Source organism: Agromyces mediolanus, assembly GCF_014648575.1.
GTDB classification, from domain to species: Bacteria; Actinomycetota; Actinomycetes; order Actinomycetales; family Microbacteriaceae; genus Agromyces; species Agromyces mediolanus.
This window is the reverse complement of sequence record NZ_BMRJ01000001.1, coordinates 593,225-609,853: the sequence shown is the minus strand read 5'-3', so window position 1 is coordinate 609,853 and position 16,629 is coordinate 593,225. Positions and strand designations below refer to the sequence as shown.

At 73.0% G+C, this 16,629-nt stretch carries 15 protein-coding genes; 2 read left to right on the top strand and 13 right to left on the bottom strand.

Annotated features, from left to right (window positions below):
- Window positions 1-13: 13 nt before the first annotated feature.
- From IEY71_RS02840 to IEY71_RS02795, 10 genes are all read right to left on the bottom strand, one after another.
- Window positions 14-1,108 (bottom strand): Glu/Leu/Phe/Val dehydrogenase family protein, encoded by a 1,095-nt coding sequence (locus tag IEY71_RS02840; protein ID WP_189083779.1) that lies wholly within the window; start codon window positions 1,106-1,108, stop codon window positions 14-16.
- A 124-nt stretch (window positions 1,109-1,232) separates the two neighbouring features.
- Window positions 1,233-2,843, bottom strand: coding sequence for a bifunctional phosphoribosylaminoimidazolecarboxamide formyltransferase/IMP cyclohydrolase (gene purH / locus IEY71_RS02835; RefSeq protein WP_189083778.1), 1,611 nt, complete (start codon window positions 2,841-2,843; stop codon window positions 1,233-1,235).
- Window positions 2,840-3,433, bottom strand: coding sequence for a phosphoribosylglycinamide formyltransferase (gene purN, locus IEY71_RS02830; RefSeq protein ID WP_189083777.1), 594 nt, complete (start codon window positions 3,431-3,433; stop codon window positions 2,840-2,842). The genes purH and purN overlap by 4 nt, the downstream gene beginning before the upstream one ends.
- A 2-nt stretch (window positions 3,434-3,435) precedes the next feature.
- Window positions 3,436-4,767, bottom strand: coding sequence for a cell division protein PerM (locus IEY71_RS02825; protein ID WP_189083776.1), 1,332 nt, complete (start codon window positions 4,765-4,767; stop codon window positions 3,436-3,438).
- 58 nt (window positions 4,768-4,825) lie between these two features.
- Window positions 4,826-6,307, bottom strand: coding sequence for a hypothetical protein (locus tag IEY71_RS02820; RefSeq protein WP_189083775.1), 1,482 nt, complete (start codon window positions 6,305-6,307; stop codon window positions 4,826-4,828).
- Between the two features lie 132 nt (window positions 6,308-6,439).
- The gene (gene sucD, locus IEY71_RS02815) at window positions 6,440-7,342 is read right to left on the bottom strand and encodes a succinate--CoA ligase subunit alpha (RefSeq protein WP_189083774.1); all 903 of its coding nucleotides are present in this window, start codon (window positions 7,340-7,342) and stop codon (window positions 6,440-6,442) included.
- A 13-nt stretch (window positions 7,343-7,355) separates the two neighbouring features.
- Window positions 7,356-8,519, bottom strand: a complete 1,164-nt coding sequence (gene sucC / locus IEY71_RS02810; protein ID WP_189083773.1) for an ADP-forming succinate--CoA ligase subunit beta — start codon at window positions 8,517-8,519, stop codon at window positions 7,356-7,358.
- Window positions 8,520-8,738: 219 nt separating this feature from the next.
- A complete protein-coding gene (locus IEY71_RS02805) occupies window positions 8,739-9,008 on the bottom strand; it encodes a helix-turn-helix transcriptional regulator (protein WP_189083772.1) in 270 nt (89 codons plus the stop codon).
- A complete protein-coding gene (locus tag IEY71_RS02800; protein WP_189083771.1) occupies window positions 9,005-9,844 on the bottom strand; it encodes an ABC transporter permease in 840 nt (279 codons plus the stop codon). The genes IEY71_RS02805 and IEY71_RS02800 overlap by 4 nt, the downstream gene beginning before the upstream one ends.
- The gene (locus tag IEY71_RS02795; RefSeq protein WP_189083770.1) at window positions 9,841-10,722 is read right to left on the bottom strand and encodes an ABC transporter ATP-binding protein; all 882 of its coding nucleotides are present in this window, start codon (window positions 10,720-10,722) and stop codon (window positions 9,841-9,843) included. Before IEY71_RS02795 ends, IEY71_RS02800 begins: the two co-directional genes overlap by 4 nt.
- Window positions 10,723-10,863: 141 nt before the next feature.
- Here IEY71_RS02795 and IEY71_RS02790 point away from each other — a divergent pair, with 141 nt between their 5' ends.
- Both IEY71_RS02790 and IEY71_RS02785 read left to right on the top strand, forming a co-directional pair.
- Window positions 10,864-11,703 (top strand): DUF72 domain-containing protein, encoded by an 840-nt coding sequence (locus IEY71_RS02790; protein WP_189083769.1) that lies wholly within the window; start codon window positions 10,864-10,866, stop codon window positions 11,701-11,703.
- Between the two features lie 52 nt (window positions 11,704-11,755).
- Window positions 11,756-12,478 (top strand): VIT1/CCC1 transporter family protein, encoded by a 723-nt coding sequence (locus IEY71_RS02785; RefSeq protein ID WP_189083768.1) that lies wholly within the window; start codon window positions 11,756-11,758, stop codon window positions 12,476-12,478.
- Here the strand turns inward: IEY71_RS02785 and IEY71_RS02780 are convergent.
- From IEY71_RS02780 to IEY71_RS02770, 3 genes are read right to left on the bottom strand one after another with little or no spacing between them, the layout of a single operon-like run.
- Window positions 12,475-13,590 (bottom strand): FUSC family protein, encoded by a 1,116-nt coding sequence (locus tag IEY71_RS02780; RefSeq protein ID WP_229781497.1) that lies wholly within the window; start codon window positions 13,588-13,590, stop codon window positions 12,475-12,477. The genes IEY71_RS02785 and IEY71_RS02780 overlap by 4 nt on opposite strands.
- Window positions 13,587-14,132 (bottom strand): NUDIX domain-containing protein, encoded by a 546-nt coding sequence (locus IEY71_RS02775; protein ID WP_189083767.1) that lies wholly within the window; start codon window positions 14,130-14,132, stop codon window positions 13,587-13,589. The genes IEY71_RS02780 and IEY71_RS02775 overlap by 4 nt, the downstream gene beginning before the upstream one ends.
- The gene (locus IEY71_RS02770; protein WP_189083766.1) at window positions 14,129-16,597 is read right to left on the bottom strand and encodes an ATP-dependent helicase; all 2,469 of its coding nucleotides are present in this window, start codon (window positions 16,595-16,597) and stop codon (window positions 14,129-14,131) included. Before IEY71_RS02770 ends, IEY71_RS02775 begins: the two co-directional genes overlap by 4 nt.
- Window positions 16,598-16,629 lie beyond the last annotated feature (32 nt).

The window sequence follows — 16,629 nt, the reverse complement described above, 5'->3', positions numbered from 1 at the left end:
GTCGGTCACCCGATCAGCCGGCGGCGTGCAGCCGGGCGAGGGCGAGTCGCTCGGCGGCCTCGAGGGTGGTCGTGCCCGAGGCATCCGCTTCGCGCAGGATCGCGCCGATCGTGTCGCCGATGCCCGCGATGCGCTCGTCGAGCTCGGCGGCCGTGACGCCCGGGGTGGACGCCAGGTCGAGGTAGACGACGCCGCCGGCGTTCACGACGAAATCGGGCGCCCAGGCGATGCCGCGCTCGCGGAGCCGATCGGCGACGCCGCGCGCCGCGAGCTGGTTGTTCGCCGCGCCGACGACGGCGCGCACCCGCAGCTCGGAGACCACCTGGCCGGTGAGCACGCCGCCGAGCCCGCACGGCACGAACACGTCGGCCTCGACGAGGTGCGCCTCGGCGGCCGGGACCCAGGCGGCGCCGAGCTCCTCGGCGAGCGCCCGCTTGCCCTCGAACACGTCGGTGACGGTGAGCCGGGCGCCGCGGGCGGCGAGCATGCGGGCGAGCCGTCCGCCGACCTGGCCGAGCCCGGCCACGACGAAGTGGCGGCCGGCGGGATCGGCGGAGCCGAAGACGTGCTCGAGCGTCGCGAGCATGCCGGCGAAGACGCCCGCGGCGGTCGCGTCGGCGGGCTCGCCGACGCCGCCGGCCTCTGCGGGCAGGCCGCAGACGTGCTCGGTGCGCTCGTGGACGACGGCCATGAGCTCCGCGCTCGTGCCGACGTCCTCGGCGGTCATGTACGCACCGCCGAGCGCCTCGACCGCGTCGCCGAGGTCGAGCATGGCGTCGCGTCGGCCGGCCTCGTCGAGCTCGACCCCGGACGGGATCGCGACGACCGACTTGCCGCCGCCGCGCGCGAGTCCCGCCGCGGCGTTCTTCATCGTCATCGCCTGGGAGAGCCGCAGCGCGTCGCCGAGCGCGTCGGTCCAGTGCTCGTAGCGCCAGAGGCGGGCCCCGCCGAGCGCCTGGCCGAGCACCGTGGAGTGCACGGCGACGATGATGGTGAGCCCGGATCGCGCCCCGCGGGTGATGAGCACCCGTTCATGTTCGGGGGCCGCCTGGGGCAACTGGACGTGGACCTCGGTCGCGGGTGCGGCCGGTGCAGGGGTGATCGACATCGATCGGTTCTCCTCGACTCTGACGCCTCGTGGGCATGCTGGTGCGAGCGCCTCGTGAGCGCCCGTCGCTCCCAGCGTACCGCCCGGCGGAGCGCCCCGGATCCGGGGAGGAGCCGGCGAGGGATCAGTGGAAGAAGTGCCGCTCCCCGGTGAAGTACATGGTGACGCCGGCGGCCTTCGCCGCCTCGACGACCTCCTCGTCGCGCACCGATCCGCCGGGCTGCACGACGGCCTTCACGCCGGCGTCGAGCAGGATCTGCAGGCCGTCGGCGAAGGGGAAGAAGGCGTCGGATGCCGCGACCGAACCGGCCGCGCGCTCCCCCGCCCGCTCGACGGCGAGCCGGCAGGAGTCGACCCGGTTGACCTGCCCCATGCCGACGCCCACCGAGGCGCCGCCCGAGGCGAGCAGGATGGCGTTCGACTTCACGGCCCGGCTCGCGGTCCAGGCGAAGGCGAGGTCGGCGAGGGTCGCCTCATCGGCCGGCTCACCGGAGACGAGCGTCCACTCGGCGACCGGCGCGAAGCTGCGGTCGGCCTCTTGCAGCAGCATGCCGCCGGAGACCTGCTTCAGCTCGACCGCGGTGGGCGCGAAGCCCTCGGGCAGGGTGAGCAGGCGGAGGTTCTTCTTCTGGCTGAGCAGCTCGACCGCCTCCGCCTCGAAGGCCGGTGCGACGAGTACCTCGGTGAAGATGCCCGAGACGGTCTCGGCCATCTCGCGGGTGACGGTGCGGTTCGCGGCGATCACGCCGCCGAACGCGGAGACGGGGTCGCACTCATGGGCGCGGCGGTGCGCGTCGGCGATCGGGTCCGCGGCGCCGGGGGCGGCGACGGCGATGCCGCAGGGGTTCGCGTGCTTGATGATCGCGACCGCGGGCTCGTCGAAGTCGAACGCGGCGCGGACGGCGGCGTCGGCGTCGACGTAGTTGTTGTAGCTCATCTCCTTGCCGTGCAGCTGCACGGCCTGGGCGATGCCGGGGCGGCCACCGTCCGTCGCGAAGATCGCGGCGCGCTGGTGGCTGTTCTCGCCGTAGCGGAGGTCGGCCTGCTTCTGCCAGGTGCCGCCCACCCAGGCGGGGAACGGCGACACCGAGGCATCCTGGTCCGGGGCGACCGCGCTGCCGATCCAGCTCGCGACCGCGACGTCGTAGCTGGCGGTGTGCCGGAACGCCTCGCGGGCGAGCTCCTGGCGCTGCGCGAGCGTCGTGCCCCCGGCCGCGACCGCGGCGATGACGTCCTCGTAGCGGTCGGGCGAGACGACGACGGCGACGTTCGCGTGGTTCTTCGCGGAGGCGCGCACCATCGCGGGGCCGCCGATGTCGATCTGCTCGACGACGGCGGCGGGCTCCGCCCCGGAGGCGACGGTCTCGACGAAGGGGTACAGGTTCACGACGACGAGCTCGTACGGGGCGATGCCGAGGCCCTCGAGCTCGCGCTCGTGGTGCTCGAGCCGCAGGTCGGCGAGCAGGCCGGAGTGCACGGCGGGGTGCAGGGTGCGCACGCGTCCGTCGAGGTGCTCCGGGTAGCCGGTGACCTCGGCGATCTGCGTCACCGGCAGCCCGGCCTCCGCGATCGCCTTCGCGGTGCCGCCGGTCGAGACGATCTCGACGCCCGCCTCGACGAGGGCCGAGGCGAGTTCGGCGAGCCGGCGCTTGTCGCTCACGGCGATGAGGGCGCGGCGCACGGGCACGACGTCCCGCTCGCGGTACAGGCTGGGGTCGATGGCGGGGCCGCTCATGATCGCGCGAGATCCTTCAGATCGAGGTGGGCGTTGGCGATGTCGAGCACGGCCTCGATGAGGAGGCGGCGTTCGACGGGTTTGATGCGCTCGTGCAGGCTGGCCTCGGTGTCGCCGGGCAGCACGGGCACGCGCTCCTGGGCGACGATCGGACCGCCGTCGACGGAGTCGTCGACGACGATGAGGCTCGCGCCCGTCTGGCTGACGCCCGCGGCGATCGCGTCGCGCACGGCGTGCGCGCCCGGGAACTCCGGCAGGTACGCGGGATGGGTGTTGATGAGCTGCGGCGAGAAGGCGCGGACGACCGCGGGCGGCACGAGCCGCATGAGGCCGGAGAGCACCACGAGCTCGGCGTCCCAACGGCGCACCTCCTCGATGAGGGCGTCGCCCCAGGCGTCGCGGCTCTCGTAGGCCGTGTACGGCACGGTGAAGGTCGGGATGCCGAACTCCTCGCCGAGCGCCAGCCCGTCGGCCTCGCGGTCGGCGCCGATGGCGACGACGCGAGCGGGGAACTCGGCATCACGGGAGGCTTCGAGCAGCGCGCGGAGGTTCGAGCCGCCGCCGGAGATGAGCACGACGAGCTTCAGCACGCTCAGAGTGTATCGGGTTCGGCGGCGGCCGATTCGGTCGGTGACGCTCGGCGAGCGGTGCGGGCCCTCGCGGTGAAGCCGCCGACGACGGCGCCGACGGCCACGGTGAGCGCGGCCACCCCGGCGACGGCCCAGCCGTTCGGGCCGGTGTCAGCGAGCCGGCCCGGTCCGATCGCGCCGCCCGACCACCAGGCGCCGAGGCCGAGGACGAGGCCGGCGAGGACGCCCGCTGCGAGTCCGACGACGAGCGGATGCCACCACGGCGCCGATGCCGACCCGGGGTCGGGTTCGGGGCGCCGGCCGTCCTCCGCTCGGTGGTCGGAGCTCGCGTCGCGCCCGGCGGCGAGGACCGCCGAAGCATCCGCACCCTGCCGCGCGATCCGGGTGACGAGGTACGCGCCCACGAAGGCCGCGAGCACGGGGACGAGGAGCCAGAGCGCCGACATCGGCGCGCCGTCGCTCGGCAAGGCGCCGGCGATGGGCAGCCCCGGGACGGGCCCGAGCAGCGTGCCCGCCGGGGTGACCTGGGTGCCGGTCCCGATCGCGAAGCCGGGACCGAGGAGCCAGGACGCGCCCCAGAGCACGAGGTTCGGCAGGAGGGCGAGCTCGGCGACGAAGATGGCGACGCCGCCGTCGAAGCCCGCACCGAGGACCTGGTGCAGCCCGGTGATCGTCGCGTAGCTCGACACGATCGCCCACGCGACGACGAGCCCGGCGACGGCGAGCACGGCGAAGGCCGAGCCGACGCCGACGCGCCACGCCCGCCCGGCGAGCTCGAGCCACTCGTCGGGCACCGGGGCGGGCAGACGGTCGAGGAGCCGGTCGCGCAGCTCCTCCGAGCTCAGCAGGCCGATCACGACGCCCGCGGCGGTGATCGCCGCCGGCAGCAGCGCCCCCTGCCACAGCGATGCGTGCGCGGCCGGATGGCGGGCGGCGAGGGTGGCGACGAGCCCGACGCCGCCCGAGACGACGACGGCGGCCACGAGCCCGGCCACGGGCGCGCCCGCCGCGACCGCCCGGCGGCCGATGCGTCGGGCGACGAGGAGGGTGAGCAGGGCGAAGCCGAGCAGGGCGATCGTGATCGGGAAGGCCGCCTCCGCTCCGGGCACGCCGGTGCGGGCGGCCGTGACCGCGTCGAGCTGCACCGTGAGGTCCACCCCGTGGCCGAGGAGCCAGACGTCGGCGGCGGCGCGGAACACGACATCGAGGCCGAGGCCCAGCTGGAAGTGCATGCCCCAGAGCAGCATGAGCGGCACCAGGGCGATGCCGTAGCCGACGAGCGCCGAGACGAGCGCCTCGAGCGCGGCGAGCAGGGCGACCGTGGTGCGTCTCATGACCCGGTCGAGCCTAGCGGACCGGGCCGGCGTCGCCGCTCGCCACGACGGGGGTGCGTCACTCCCGTCCGCGTGCCGTCGCGGCGGCGTGGTCGGCGGCCGCGTTGCCCTTGACTTCGACGGGGCGGCCCGTCGCCGACGCATCCGGGCCCTCGTCCGCCTCACCGTCCGCCTCACCGTCCGCCGGCGGCGCGTCCGGCCGCTCCTCCGCGGGCCGTCGCAGCAGCTCGACCAGCAGGATGGCGAGCAGCGCCAGGAGCACCGTCGTCACCACGAGGCCCGTTGTGAGCGGCCGGCCGAACAGGACGACGAGCACCGCGATGAGGGCGATGCCGAGGTAGACCGCCGAGCGGAAGCGGTCCAGGGCCACGCCGAACGCGCCGGTCGTGACGCCGTGCTTCGCGGCCTGCCGCCGGACGGACGCGAACATCGCGTTGGAGAAGCCGCGGAGCGCCCGCGCCGGCCGGAACGGGCCGGCCCACCAGGCGATGATCGCCGTCAGCAGGCCCAGCACGAGCCCGGCGACGATCGTGGAGCGGATGAGCTCGATGATCTGCTCGTACAGTGCGCCCGCGGCGCCCGCCGGCATGATCGAGGGGCTCACCGTGCCGACGAAGAAGAGCCGGCCGATGCCGACCCCGGCGGCGAGAGTCGCCATCACGAGCGCGAAGCCCGCGGCGGTCCAGACGAACGCCCGCGGCCGGTTGCGGGCGAGCAGCACGCCGCCCACGAGCATCGCGAGCACCACCCAGGGCAGCCAGGTGCCGACCGCCACGGCGAGCGCGTACACGGTCTGCACGAGCACGAGCGAGTCGGCCTGGGCGATCGCGATGCTCTGGTCCACGACCGGGATCGCGCTCGCGAAACCGACACCGCGGTCGACGAGCTGCTGCTTCACCGTCTCGATGATCGGGCCGAGCTGCACGGACAGCTGCCCGCCCGGGCCGATCTCGAGGGCGGCGTTCGGGTCGCCCTGGATCGCGGCGATCGCCTGCCGGTGGCTCACCCGCAGCGCCGTCGCCCAGGTGTCGGCGAAGGCGTCGGAGGCGACGACCTGGCTCACCGTCTGCGCGACCAGGGCCTGCAGCCCCTGGGCCGCCGGCCCCTCGAGGAGGCCGAGCGCGTCGGCCGCGCGGGGTGGCAGGTCGAGCGAGCGGATGCCGTCGAACACCTGGGAGGTGAGCTCCGGGATGTCGACCTGCTCCTCGATGATCCCGGTGACCGTGTCGGCGACGAACGCCTGCACGTCCGGGTCATCGGCGAGCGGGGCGAAGGTCGCGACGAAGCGGTCGGTGTCGACGAGCTCGAGCCGTGCCCAGGAGCTGAGCAGCGCGACCGGGGTGAGCAGCAGGGCGAGCACCACGAGGATGCCGGACACCACCGAGCGCCAGCGCCCGGGCTTGCGGCGCCCCCCGGTGCCGGCCGAGGCATCCGCCTCGTCGCCGCCCGCGGTGCGGGCCGATTCGCGCGAGCGCAGCTCGCGGTTCTCCGCCTCGAGCAGCGCGATGCGCGCCTCGAGGTCCGCCTGCGTCTTCGCCATGTTCCCCCCTGGGCACGACGATAGCGGGTGGAGCAGCGCTGGCGACAGAGTGGGATCCACGGCACGACGAAGGCCCCGCCGGTCGATGCCGGCGGGGCCTTCGTGCGGAGCGGAGCCGGGGGCTCCGGGCGATCAGAGCGCCGCGTACACCTCGCGCAGGAGGCGGGCGGTCTCGCTCGGAGTCTTGCCGACCTTGACGCCCGCGGCCTCGAGGGCCTCCTTCTTGGCCTGGGCGGTGCCAGCCGAGCCGGAGACGATGGCGCCGGCGTGGCCCATGGTCTTGCCCTCGGGCGCGGTGAAGCCGGCGACGTAGCCGACGACCGGCTTCGTCACGTTCGCCTTGATGAAGTCAGCCGCGCGCTCCTCGGCGTCGCCGCCGATCTCGCCGATCATGACGATCGCCTTCGTCTCGGGGTCGGCCTCGAACGCGGCGAGCGCGTCGATGTGCGTCGTGCCGATGACGGGGTCGCCGCCGATGCCGATCGCGGTCGAGAAGCCGAGATCGCGCAGCTCGTACATCATCTGGTACGTGAGCGTGCCCGACTTCGAGACGAGGCCGATCGGGCCCTTGCCGGTGATGTTCGCCGGGGTGATGCCGACGAGCGACTCACCGGGGCTGATGATGCCGGGGCAGTTCGGCCCGATGATGCGGGTCGAGCCGCCCTTCTCCTTGGCATAGGCCCAGAACTCGGCCGAGTCCTGCACGGGCACGCCCTCGGTGATGATGACGAGGAGCGGGATCTCGGCATCGATGGCCTCGATCACGGCGTCCTTCGTGAAGGCCGGCGGGACGAAAGCGATCGAGACGTCGGCGCCGGTCGCGGCGATGGCCTCGGCGACCGTGCCGAACACGGGCAGCTCGACGTCGGCGCCCGAGGCGTCCTGGTGCAGCACGGTGGTGCCGGCCTTGCGGGCGTTCACGCCGCCGACCACCTGGGTGCCGGCCGCGAGCATGCGGGCGGTGTGCTTCGAGCCCTCGCCGCCGGTGATGCCCTGGACGATGACCTTGGAGTCCTTGTTGAGGAAGATCGTCATGGTTCTGCTGTCCTTACGCGTTCGCCAGCTCGGCGGCCTTGTCGGCGCCCTGGTCCATGTTCTCGGCGAGGGTCACGAGCGGGTGCGCCGCCTCCTCGAGGATGCGGCGGCCCTCGACGACGTTGTTGCCGTCGAGACGCACGACGAGCGGCTTGTTCGCCGCCGAGCCGAGCTCGGCGAGCGCACCGACGATGCCCTTCGCGACCTGGTCGCAGGCGGTGATGCCGCCGAAGACGTTCACGAAGACGCTCTTCACCTGCGGGTCGCCGAGGATGATCGAGAGGCCGTTGGCCATGACCTCGGCCGAGGCGCCGCCGCCGATGTCGAGGAAGTTCGCGGGCTTGACCGCGCCGTGGTTCTCGCCGGCATAGGCGACGACGTCGAGCGTCGACATGACGAGGCCCGCGCCGTTGCCGATGATGCCGACCTCGCCGTCGAGCTTGACGTAGTTGAGGTCGAGGGCCTTGGCCTTCGCCTCGAGCGGGTCGGCGGCGTCCTTGTCCTCGAGCAGCGCGTGGCCGGCGTGACGGAACTCGGCGTTCTCGTCGAGGCTGACCTTGCCGTCGAGGGCGATGATCTTGCCGTCCTCGTCGAGGATGAGCGGGTTGACCTCGACCAGGGTCGCGTCTTCCTTGTCGTAGACCTCGTAGAGCTTCACGAACACCTCGGCGACGCGGTCGACGAGCTCGGCCGGGAAGTTCGCGGCCACGGCGATCTCCTTGGCCTTCTCGAGCGAGATGCCGGCGATCGGATCGATCTCGATGCGCGCGAGCGCCTCGGGCTTCTCGACGGCGAGCTGCTCGATCTCCATGCCGCCCTCGACGCTCGTGAGCGACAGGTAGGAGCGGTTGGCGCGGTCGAGCAGCACGGAGAAGTAGAACTCCTGCGCGATGCGGGCGCCGCCGGCGACCATGACGCGCTTCACGACGTGGCCCTTGATGTCGAGCCCGAGGATGGCCTTGGCCGCCTCGTACGCCTCGTCGGGGGTCTTCGCGACCTTGACGCCGCCGGCCTTGCCGCGGCCGCCCGTCTTCACCTGGGCCTTGACCACGACGACGCCGCCGAGCTGCTCGGCCGCCGCACGCACCGCCTCGGGGGTGTCGGCCACGATGCCGGGGAGCACCGGCACCCCGTACTGCTCGAAGAGGTCTCTGGCCTGGTACTCGTAAAGATCCACGCTCTGCTTCCAATCGGTCCGCGCTGGTTCGCGCAGGGATGGTGGGTGAGGGACCCGGCCCCGAAACTCTCTCGATGTCGAGCTATCGGCACGGGCCGCCTGCCATGCTACTCCCCTTGTTCGACGCCGCCGAACCGGGGTCGCCCGGCGTCGCTCGACGCGGCGCCGGAAGCGCCGCCGGGCCCGACGCCGGGCCCGACGCGTGGCCCGCGGGCGCGGTCAGCCGCGAGGCATCCCGTCCGGTGCGATCCTGGGGAACTCCTCGAGCGAGAAGACGAACTCGAGCGGCACCTCGAAGAAGCGCGCGATGCGCAGCGCGAGGTGCAGGCTCGGGTTGAACTCGCCCCGTTCGAGGTAGCCGACGGTCTGGTAGTGCACGCCGATCGCCTCGGCGAGCTCCCGTCTCGTGACCCGTCGCTCGGCGCGCAGCATGGCGACCCGGTTGTGCACGAGGTCGCTGCGCCCGCCCTCCCCTGCGGCGCCGCTCATGCCCGCTGCAGTGCGGCCTGACGCCGCAGCTCGATGCCCGAGGCGGTCTCCCGGCGAGCGACGCGGCGCAGCAGCCGCGGCGCGAGCAGCAGGCCGCCGACGGCCCACACGCCGACGACGAGGAAGGCGAGGCCGAACTGCCAGTCGCCGAACATCTCGAACGCGCCGAACTCGCCGGGCAGGAACGCCCCGCGCAGCGCGTGGCCGATCCAATAGAGCGGCAGTGCGAGCCCGATCGGCTGCACCCAGACCGGCAGCGCGGCGAGCGGCTGCACGAGGCCCGAGACGAAGGCGAGGAGGCCGACGACGAGGAAGCCCCAGCCGCTCACCGAGCGCGGATTGCGGAAGACCGTGCCGATGACGAAGCCGAAGGGCGTGAGCGCGAGCGTGCCGAGCACGAGCATGGCCAGCACGATCGCGAGGTCCCCGGCGTCCAGTCCGAAGCGCCCGCCGAGCGTGATCGCGGCGATCACCAGGGTGGGCACGAAGGTGCAGACGAGTTCGGCGAGCGTCTTGGTGACGACCCCGCTCGCGTAGACCGGCAGCCCGCGCGGCAGGGTGCGGGCCCGGAGGAGGGTGCCGTCCTCGCGCTCGGTGACGACGACCGTGCCGAGCCCGTAGCCGACGATGAACACGAGCTGGATCGTGAGGATGCTGGGCAGGATGAACCAGGTGAGCGGCACCCCGGGGGCCGCTTCCACGTCGCGGTACAGCCAGAGCGTGACGCCGACGGCGACGAGGCCGACGAGGATGAACACCACGTCGGACGGGGTGCGCAGCGAGATGCCGAACTCGGTCAGGCCCCGGCGCAGGCCGGCGCGGACGGCGGTGATCATCGGGCGTCCTCCGTGTCGATCATCGCGAGGTAGGTCTCTTCGAGGGTCTGCGCGCGGACCACGAGCTCGGTCACGGACACGTCGGTGCGGGCGAGCAGCTCGCGCACGAAGGCCTCGGGGTCGGCGGCGCTGTGCACCTGCCGGACGCCGTCCTCGCGCCAGCTGATCTCGCTCGCGCTCGGCACGGCGCGGGCGAGCTCGGCGGGGCTGCCGTCGGCGACGATGGCGCCGCGGTCGAGGATCAGGATGCGTCCCGCGATCTTCTCCGCCTCGGCGAGGTCGTGCGTCGTGAGCAGCACGGTCGTGTCGTCGAAGTCGCTGAGGGCGTGGACGAGTTCGTGGAACTCGTGCCGGGCGACGGGGTCGAAGCCCGTCGTCGGTTCGTCGAGGAAGAGCAGCTCGGGTCGCCCGACCAGGCCGATCGCGACGTCGAGGCGACGGCGCTGACCGCCCGAGAGGGAGCGGACGAGCGCACCGCGGTGCCCGCCGAGCCCGACGAGGTCGAGGAGCTCCGTGACGTCGTGCGGACGGCGCCCGGTGCTCGCCGCGAACGGTTCGTACAGCGTCGCGAACTGCTCGAGCAGCGGGCCGACCCGCCAACGGGCGTGGTCGCGCCAGGACTGCAGCACGACCCCGATCCTGGCTCGCCAGGCGTCGCCCGCGGTCTCGGGCGACTCGCCGAGCACGCGGACCGCTCCCGCGTCGGGCCGCCGGAAGCCCTCGAGCACCTCGATCGTCGTCGTCTTGCCGGCGCCGTTCGGCCCGAGGAGCGCGACCACCTCGCCGCGATCGAGTCGGAAGTCGATGCCGTCGAGCACGGTGCGTGCGCCGTAGCGCAGGCGCAGCCCCTGCACCTCGACGACGGGAGCGGTGACCATGGGGCATCCTCTCGTCGTTGAATCGCTATCAGATGTAGCACTTATGCTACATGTTTCGCTCGTCGGCGCCACCCCGGTAGCCGAGCGGCGCCCGCTCGTCACCCCCTTCCACGACCGCGGCGGCCTCGGAAGACTGGCGGCATGAGCGAGCCAGCACCCCGCCCGCAGGCCCGAGTCGGCATCTCCGGCTGGGTCTACCCGGCGTGGCGGCGCACCTTCTATCCGAAGGGCCTCCGGCAGGCCGGCGAGCTCGGCTACGCGGCCGCGCGGATGACCTCGATCGAGATCAACGGCTCGTTCTACGCGCTGCAGCGCCCCGCGAGCTGGCATCGCTGGCGCGACGCGACGCCCGACGGCTTCGTCTTCGCGGTGAAGGGCCCGCGCTTCATCACCCACATCAAACGGCTCGGCGACGTCGACGCCCCGCTCGCGAACTTCTTCGCCTCCGGCGTGCTCGAGCTCGGGGCGAAGCTCGGGCCGATCCTCTGGCAGCTGCCGCCGACCCTCGCGTACGACGAGGCGCTGCTCGAGGGATTCCTCGAGCGGCTGCCGCGGACCCGGCGAGCCGCGGCGCGGCTCGCCGCGGCGCACGACGAGCGGATGGAGGGACGCAGCGCGTTCGCCGTCGAGGAGGATGGCCCGCTCCGCCACGCGGTCGAGGTGCGGCACCCGTCCTTCGCCGAGGCGGAGGAGGAGTGGGCCGGGCTGCTCGCCCGGCACGGCGTCGCGAGCGTCGTGGCGGACACCGCCGGACGGTACCCCCGCATCGACCGGACGACGGCCGACTTCGCCTATGCACGGCTGCACGGCGACGAGGAGCTCTACGTCTCGGGCTACGACGACGCGGCCCTCGACCGCTGGGCCGCGTGGGCCTCGGCTCACCTCGATGCCGGCCGCGATGCGTACCTCTACTTCGACAACGACGCGAAGGTGCGCGCCCCGGTCGACGCGATGGCCCTCATCGCCCGCTTGCGCGGCTGAGGACAGCCTCGGCATCCTGGCGGTCGCGCGCGTGCGCTGCGAGACTGCAGGCATGACGGACGGCGAAGCAGCTCCCTTCCACGGCGACGAGCCGCACGACCCTCGGGTGCACGAGCGGCTGAACTGGCTCCGCGCCGGCGTGCTCGGCGCGAACGACGGCATCATCTCCGTCGCCGCGCTCGTCGTCGGCGTCGCCGCCGCGACGAGCGACAGCGGCCCCATCCTCGTCGCGGGCGTCGCGTCCGTCGTCGCCGGCGCGATCTCGATGGGACTCGGCGAATACGTCTCGGTCTCGAGCCAGCGCGACACCGAGCACGCGCTCATCGCGAAGGAGCGCTGGGAGCTGGCCGCCATGCCCGAGCAGGAGCTCGCCGAGCTCGCCGGCATCTACCGCTCGAAGGGGCTGAGCGCCGAGACGGCGGACCAGGTGGCCCGCGAGCTCACGGCGCACGACGCGCTCGCCGCGCATCTCGAGGCCGAGCTCCACATCGCCGAGGCCGACGTCGTGAACCCGTGGCACGCGGCGGGCGCCTCGGCGCTGTCGTTCCTCGTCGGCGCGGTGCTGCCGATGCTCGCGATCCTGCTGCCGCCGCCCGAGTGGCGGATCGCCACGACGTTCGCCGCGGTCGTCGTCGCCCTCGCGGTCACGGGCTGGCTGTCGGCCTGGATCGGCGGCTCGCCCAGGGAGCGCGCCGTCGTGCGGGTGGTCGTCGGGGGCGCGCTCGCCCTCGCCGTCACCTGGCTGATCGGCTGGCTCATCGGCGGCGCGGTCTAGCCGCGCGACGGCCGGTCGGGGCCCTTCGGGGCGACGCTGGGCGTCGCCGTCGTCGGCGGTGGCATCGGCACCGCCTCGACGAAGCGCCGGGCGGCCAGCACCGCGACGACGCCGACCGCCGCCCCGATGACGGTCTCGAGCACCCGGTCGCCGAGCAGTCCGATGAGCGGCGCCGGCGAGGCGAGGTGCGCCACCGTCAGCGCCATCGGCGTGATGAAGACGAGCGCGGTGCCGTAGTGCCGGGTCACGAGCACCTCCGCGCCGAACTGGCAGATCGCGACCGCCGCGACGAGCAGCCACACCGAGGGCTCCGGCCAGAGCAGCAGCGCGGCGACCGCGACGCCCGCGACCGTGCCGAGCACCCGGTGCACGGCACGGGAGACGGTGTGGGCGGCCCGTGCCGGCGGGATCACCGCCACGGCGCTCACGACCGCCCAGTACGGATGCCCGGTGCCGAGCGCCAGCGCGATCGCGCCGGCCACGAGCGCCGCGAGGACGTTCTGCGCGACGTTCAGCCAGAGCCGGGGGTCGGTGTGCCCGCGTCCCCGGACCGGCGTGGTGCGCGGCAGCGGGCGGAACAGCCGCTGCGCCCGACGCCCGGCGAGCCGCCGCAGCAGCCAGCCGGACATGGCCAGGAGCCAGGCGAAGACGGTCGCCGCGACTGCGACGCCCCAGCGCTGCCACCCGGTGCCGTCGTCGACCGGGAGCGCCGCGCAGACGAGCAGCCCGAACACGGCGAACAGCGGTGTCGAGGGCGTCACGCCGAGCATGTTGTACGCGACGATGACGGCCGCGACGACGAGCGCGAGCACGGCGGCCTGCACGAGCGGTCCGGCACCGCCGACGGAGAGCAGGATGCCGAGTCCGGTCGCCGCGAGCTGCACGACCGCCGCGGTGGTGACGGTGCGCAGCCGGGTGCGGTACGGCTCGCTGCGGCCGAAGATCGCCGTCATCCCGCCGAACGCGGCGTAGGCGGCCCAATCGATGCGGCCGGCCGCGACGAGGATCGCGAGCGGGACCGCGGCCGCGACGGCCGCGCGGAAGGCGACCTCGAGGTCGAGTTCCCGAGCCGAACGCCACCAGCCGCCCATCGCGGCGGTCGCGCGGTTCACGAGACGCGCCCGAGCTCCAGGGCCGCGCGGAACAGGGCCGCGACGGACTCGCCGTCGTCGATCTCGCCCGTGCCGATCATGCGCAGGACCTCGGGCCAGGCGATGGCCCGCACCTCGGCGATGCCCTCCTCACGCTGGGTCGAGAGCTCGCCGTCGACGGCGCGCTGGAGCCCGGTCGCGAGGAACGGGCGCACTTCGGCGACCGTGACGCCGTTCAGCATGGACATCGGCGAGAGCTCGCGCCAGGACGAGGCGGTGTAGCCCGTCTCCTCGAGGAGTTCGCGGCGCGCGGCGTCGAGGAACGGCTGCCCGTCGCTGCCGCCGGCGGGGAGTTCCAGCGTGCGCCCGACGGTGTGCCGGTCGAGGTCGACGAGGAGCACCTCGTCGTCGTCGGTCATCGCGATGACGATGACGGCAGGATGCCGCAGCTCGACGACGCCGTACACGCCGTCGCTGCCGTCGGGCCGGACCACCTCGTCTTCGCGGACCCGGATCCAGGCGTTCTCGTACACGGCGCGGCTGGCGCGCACGGGCCAGCTCACAGCTTCTCGATCGGGGCGATCTTGATGAGGAGCTTCTTCTGCCCCGCGGTGTCGAAGGCGACGTGCGCGATGCGCTTGGTGCCCTCGCCGGTCACCTGGGTGACGCGCCCCTCGCCGAAGTCGGTGTGACGGATGCGGTCGCCGGCCTCGAGGGTGAGGTCGCCGTTGTCGCGCACCGTGCCGGTGACCTTGTTCGCCCACTCGGTCTTGGTCGCCGGCGCCCGGGTGACGCTGAAGCGGTCGAGGTCGCGCCGGGACTCGAAGCCGCCGCCCCAGCGCTCGGAGCCGCGCCGGGCGTTGAGCGCCCGCGGCTGCGTGCCGCCCCGGCTCGTGGCCATGCCGGGCGACTGCTTCCAGTCGATGAGCTCGTCGGGGATCTCCTGCAGGTACCGGCTCGGCATCGCGACCGCCACCTCGCCGAACTGGGCCCGGCTCATCGCGAGCGACAGGTAGAGGCGCTTGCGCGCCCGGGTGATGCCGACGTAGAACAGCCGCCGCTCCTCGGCCGGGCCGCCGGGCTCGGAGGCCGACATCTGGTGCGGCAGCAGCCCCTCCTCGATGCCGGTGAGGAAGACCGCGTGGTACTCGAGGCCCTTCGCGGTGTGCAGGGTCATGAGCGAGACGGTGCCGGACTCGTCGTCGATCTCGTCGGCCGCCGCGACGAGCGAGACCTGGGTGAGGAAGTCGACGAGGGTGGCGCCGGCGTTCTCCCGGTCGAAGTCGCGCGTCTGCGCGACGAGCTCGTCGACGTTCTCGGCACGGGTCTCGTCCTGCGGGTCGCGGCTGTTGCGGAGGGCGTCGAGCAGGCCGGAGCGCTGCACGAGGTGCACGAGCACGTCGGACACCTTCGCGGCGTCCTCGTTGGTGCCCGCATCGATGCCGGCCTGCGAGGGGACGAGCATCGCGGCGGCCTCGTCGAGCACGTCGGCGAGCGCGGTGATCGCCCCGGTGACCTTCGGACCGAGGCCGAGCGACCCCGCGTGCCGCATGGCCTGCCGGAAGCTCAGCTCGTTCTGCTCGGCGTAGTTCGCGATCGCGGTCTCGGTCGCGGGCCCGATGCCCCGCTTCGGGGTGTTCAGGATGCGTCGCAGCGCGAGCTCGTCGAGCGGGTTCGCCACGGCGATGAGGTACGCCATGGCGTCCTTGATCTCGGCTCGCTCGTAGAACTTGGTGCCGCCGACGACGCGGTACGGCAGCGCCGAGCGCACGAAGATCTCCTCCAGCGCGCGCGTCTGCGCGTTGGTGCGGTAGAAGACGGCGATGTCGCGGTAGGCGACGCCGTCGCGGTGGAGGGCCTCGATCTCATCGGCGATGAACTGCGCCTCGTCGTGCGCGGTGTACCCCGTGTAGCCGACGATCTTGTCGCCGTCGCCGTCGGCCGTCCAGAGCTTCTTGTCTTTGCGGTCGAAGTTGTTCGAGATGACCGCGTTGGCTGCGGAGAGGATGTTCTGCGTGGAGCGGTAGTTCTGCTCGAGGAGCACCACCTCGGCGCCCGGGAAGTCGCGCTCGAACTCGGCGATGTTGCGGATGTCGGCGCCGCGGAAGGCGTAGATCGACTGGTCGGAGTCGCCGACGACCGTGAGGGACGCCCCGGGGATGCGGCCGTTGCGGTCGGTGAGCCCGCGCACGAGGATGCCGTGCTGGTCGAGCTCGGCCACGATCTCGGGCTCCACCGGACGGGTGAGCTCGTGGATGAGCGAGTACTGGGCGTGGTTCGTGTCCTGGTACTCGTCGACGAGGATGTGCCGGAAGCGCCGCTGATAGAGCGCGGCCACCTTCGGGAACGCCCGGAACAGGTACACGGTCTCGGCGATCAGGTCGTCGAAGTCGAGCGCGCTGGCCTCGCGGAGCCGTCGAGTGTACTGACGGAAGATCTCGAGGAACGTGAGCTCCTGCGGATCGTTCGTGTTGACGTTGCGCGCGTACGTCTCGACGTCGGCGAGCTCGTTCTTGAGCTTGGAGATCTTGCTCTGCGCGCCGGCCGGGGTGAAGCCCATCGTGTCGGCGTTCAGCTCTTTGATGATGCGCTTCAGGATGGTGCGCTGGTCGGCCGAGTCGTAGATGGTGAAGGTCGAGCTGAGCCCGAGCGACTCGGCCTCGCGGCGGAGGATGCGCACGCAGGCGGAGTGGAACGTGGAGATCCACATGCCCTGCGCGCTGTCGCCGAGCAGGGCCTGCACCCGCTCGCGCATCTCGGCGGCGGCCTTGTTCGTGAAGGTGATCGCGAGGATCTGGCTCGGCCAGGCCTCGCGCGTCTCGATGAGGTGCGCGATGCGGTGCGTGAGCACCCGGGTCTTGCCGGACCCCGCGCCTGCCACGATGAGCAGCGCGGGGCCGCGGTACTCGACCGCGGCCTTCTGCTGGGGGTTGAGTCCGTCGGTGAGGCGGCTGCCGGCGCCGTCGCGCGCGGGAGCATCGGCCTCGCGCCAGCCGGCCGGGTCGTCGGGGTCGAGGATCAGCGTCATGTCCCTCCAAGTCTAGGCGGGACCGCGGACAC

Excerpts from the sequence above, each read along its gene's own strand:
- IEY71_RS02770 (WP_189083766.1), bottom strand. The coding sequence starts at position 16,597 with ATGACGCTGATCCTCGACCCCGACGACCCGGCCGGCTGGCGCGAGGCC.
- purH (WP_189083778.1), bottom strand. The coding sequence starts at position 2,843 with ATGAGCGGCCCCGCCATCGACCCCAGCCTGTACCGCGAGCGGGACGTC.
- IEY71_RS02795 (WP_189083770.1), bottom strand. The coding sequence starts at position 10,722 with ATGGTCACCGCTCCCGTCGTCGAGGTGCAGGGGCTGCGCCTGCGCTAC.
- IEY71_RS02825 (WP_189083776.1), bottom strand. The coding sequence starts at position 4,767 with ATGAGACGCACCACGGTCGCCCTGCTCGCCGCGCTCGAGGCGCTCGTC.
- IEY71_RS02840 (WP_189083779.1), bottom strand. The coding sequence starts at position 1,108 with ATGTCGATCACCCCTGCACCGGCCGCACCCGCGACCGAGGTCCACGTC.
- IEY71_RS02805 (WP_189083772.1), bottom strand. The coding sequence starts at position 9,008 with ATGAGCGGCGCCGCAGGGGAGGGCGGGCGCAGCGACCTCGTGCACAAC.
- IEY71_RS02790 (WP_189083769.1), top strand. The coding sequence starts at position 10,864 with ATGAGCGAGCCAGCACCCCGCCCGCAGGCCCGAGTCGGCATCTCCGGC.
- sucD (WP_189083774.1), bottom strand. The coding sequence starts at position 7,342 with ATGACGATCTTCCTCAACAAGGACTCCAAGGTCATCGTCCAGGGCATC.
- IEY71_RS02800 (WP_189083771.1), bottom strand. The coding sequence starts at position 9,844 with ATGATCACCGCCGTCCGCGCCGGCCTGCGCCGGGGCCTGACCGAGTTC.
- IEY71_RS02820 (WP_189083775.1), bottom strand. The coding sequence starts at position 6,307 with ATGGCGAAGACGCAGGCGGACCTCGAGGCGCGCATCGCGCTGCTCGAG.
- IEY71_RS02785 (WP_189083768.1), top strand. The coding sequence starts at position 11,756 with ATGACGGACGGCGAAGCAGCTCCCTTCCACGGCGACGAGCCGCACGAC.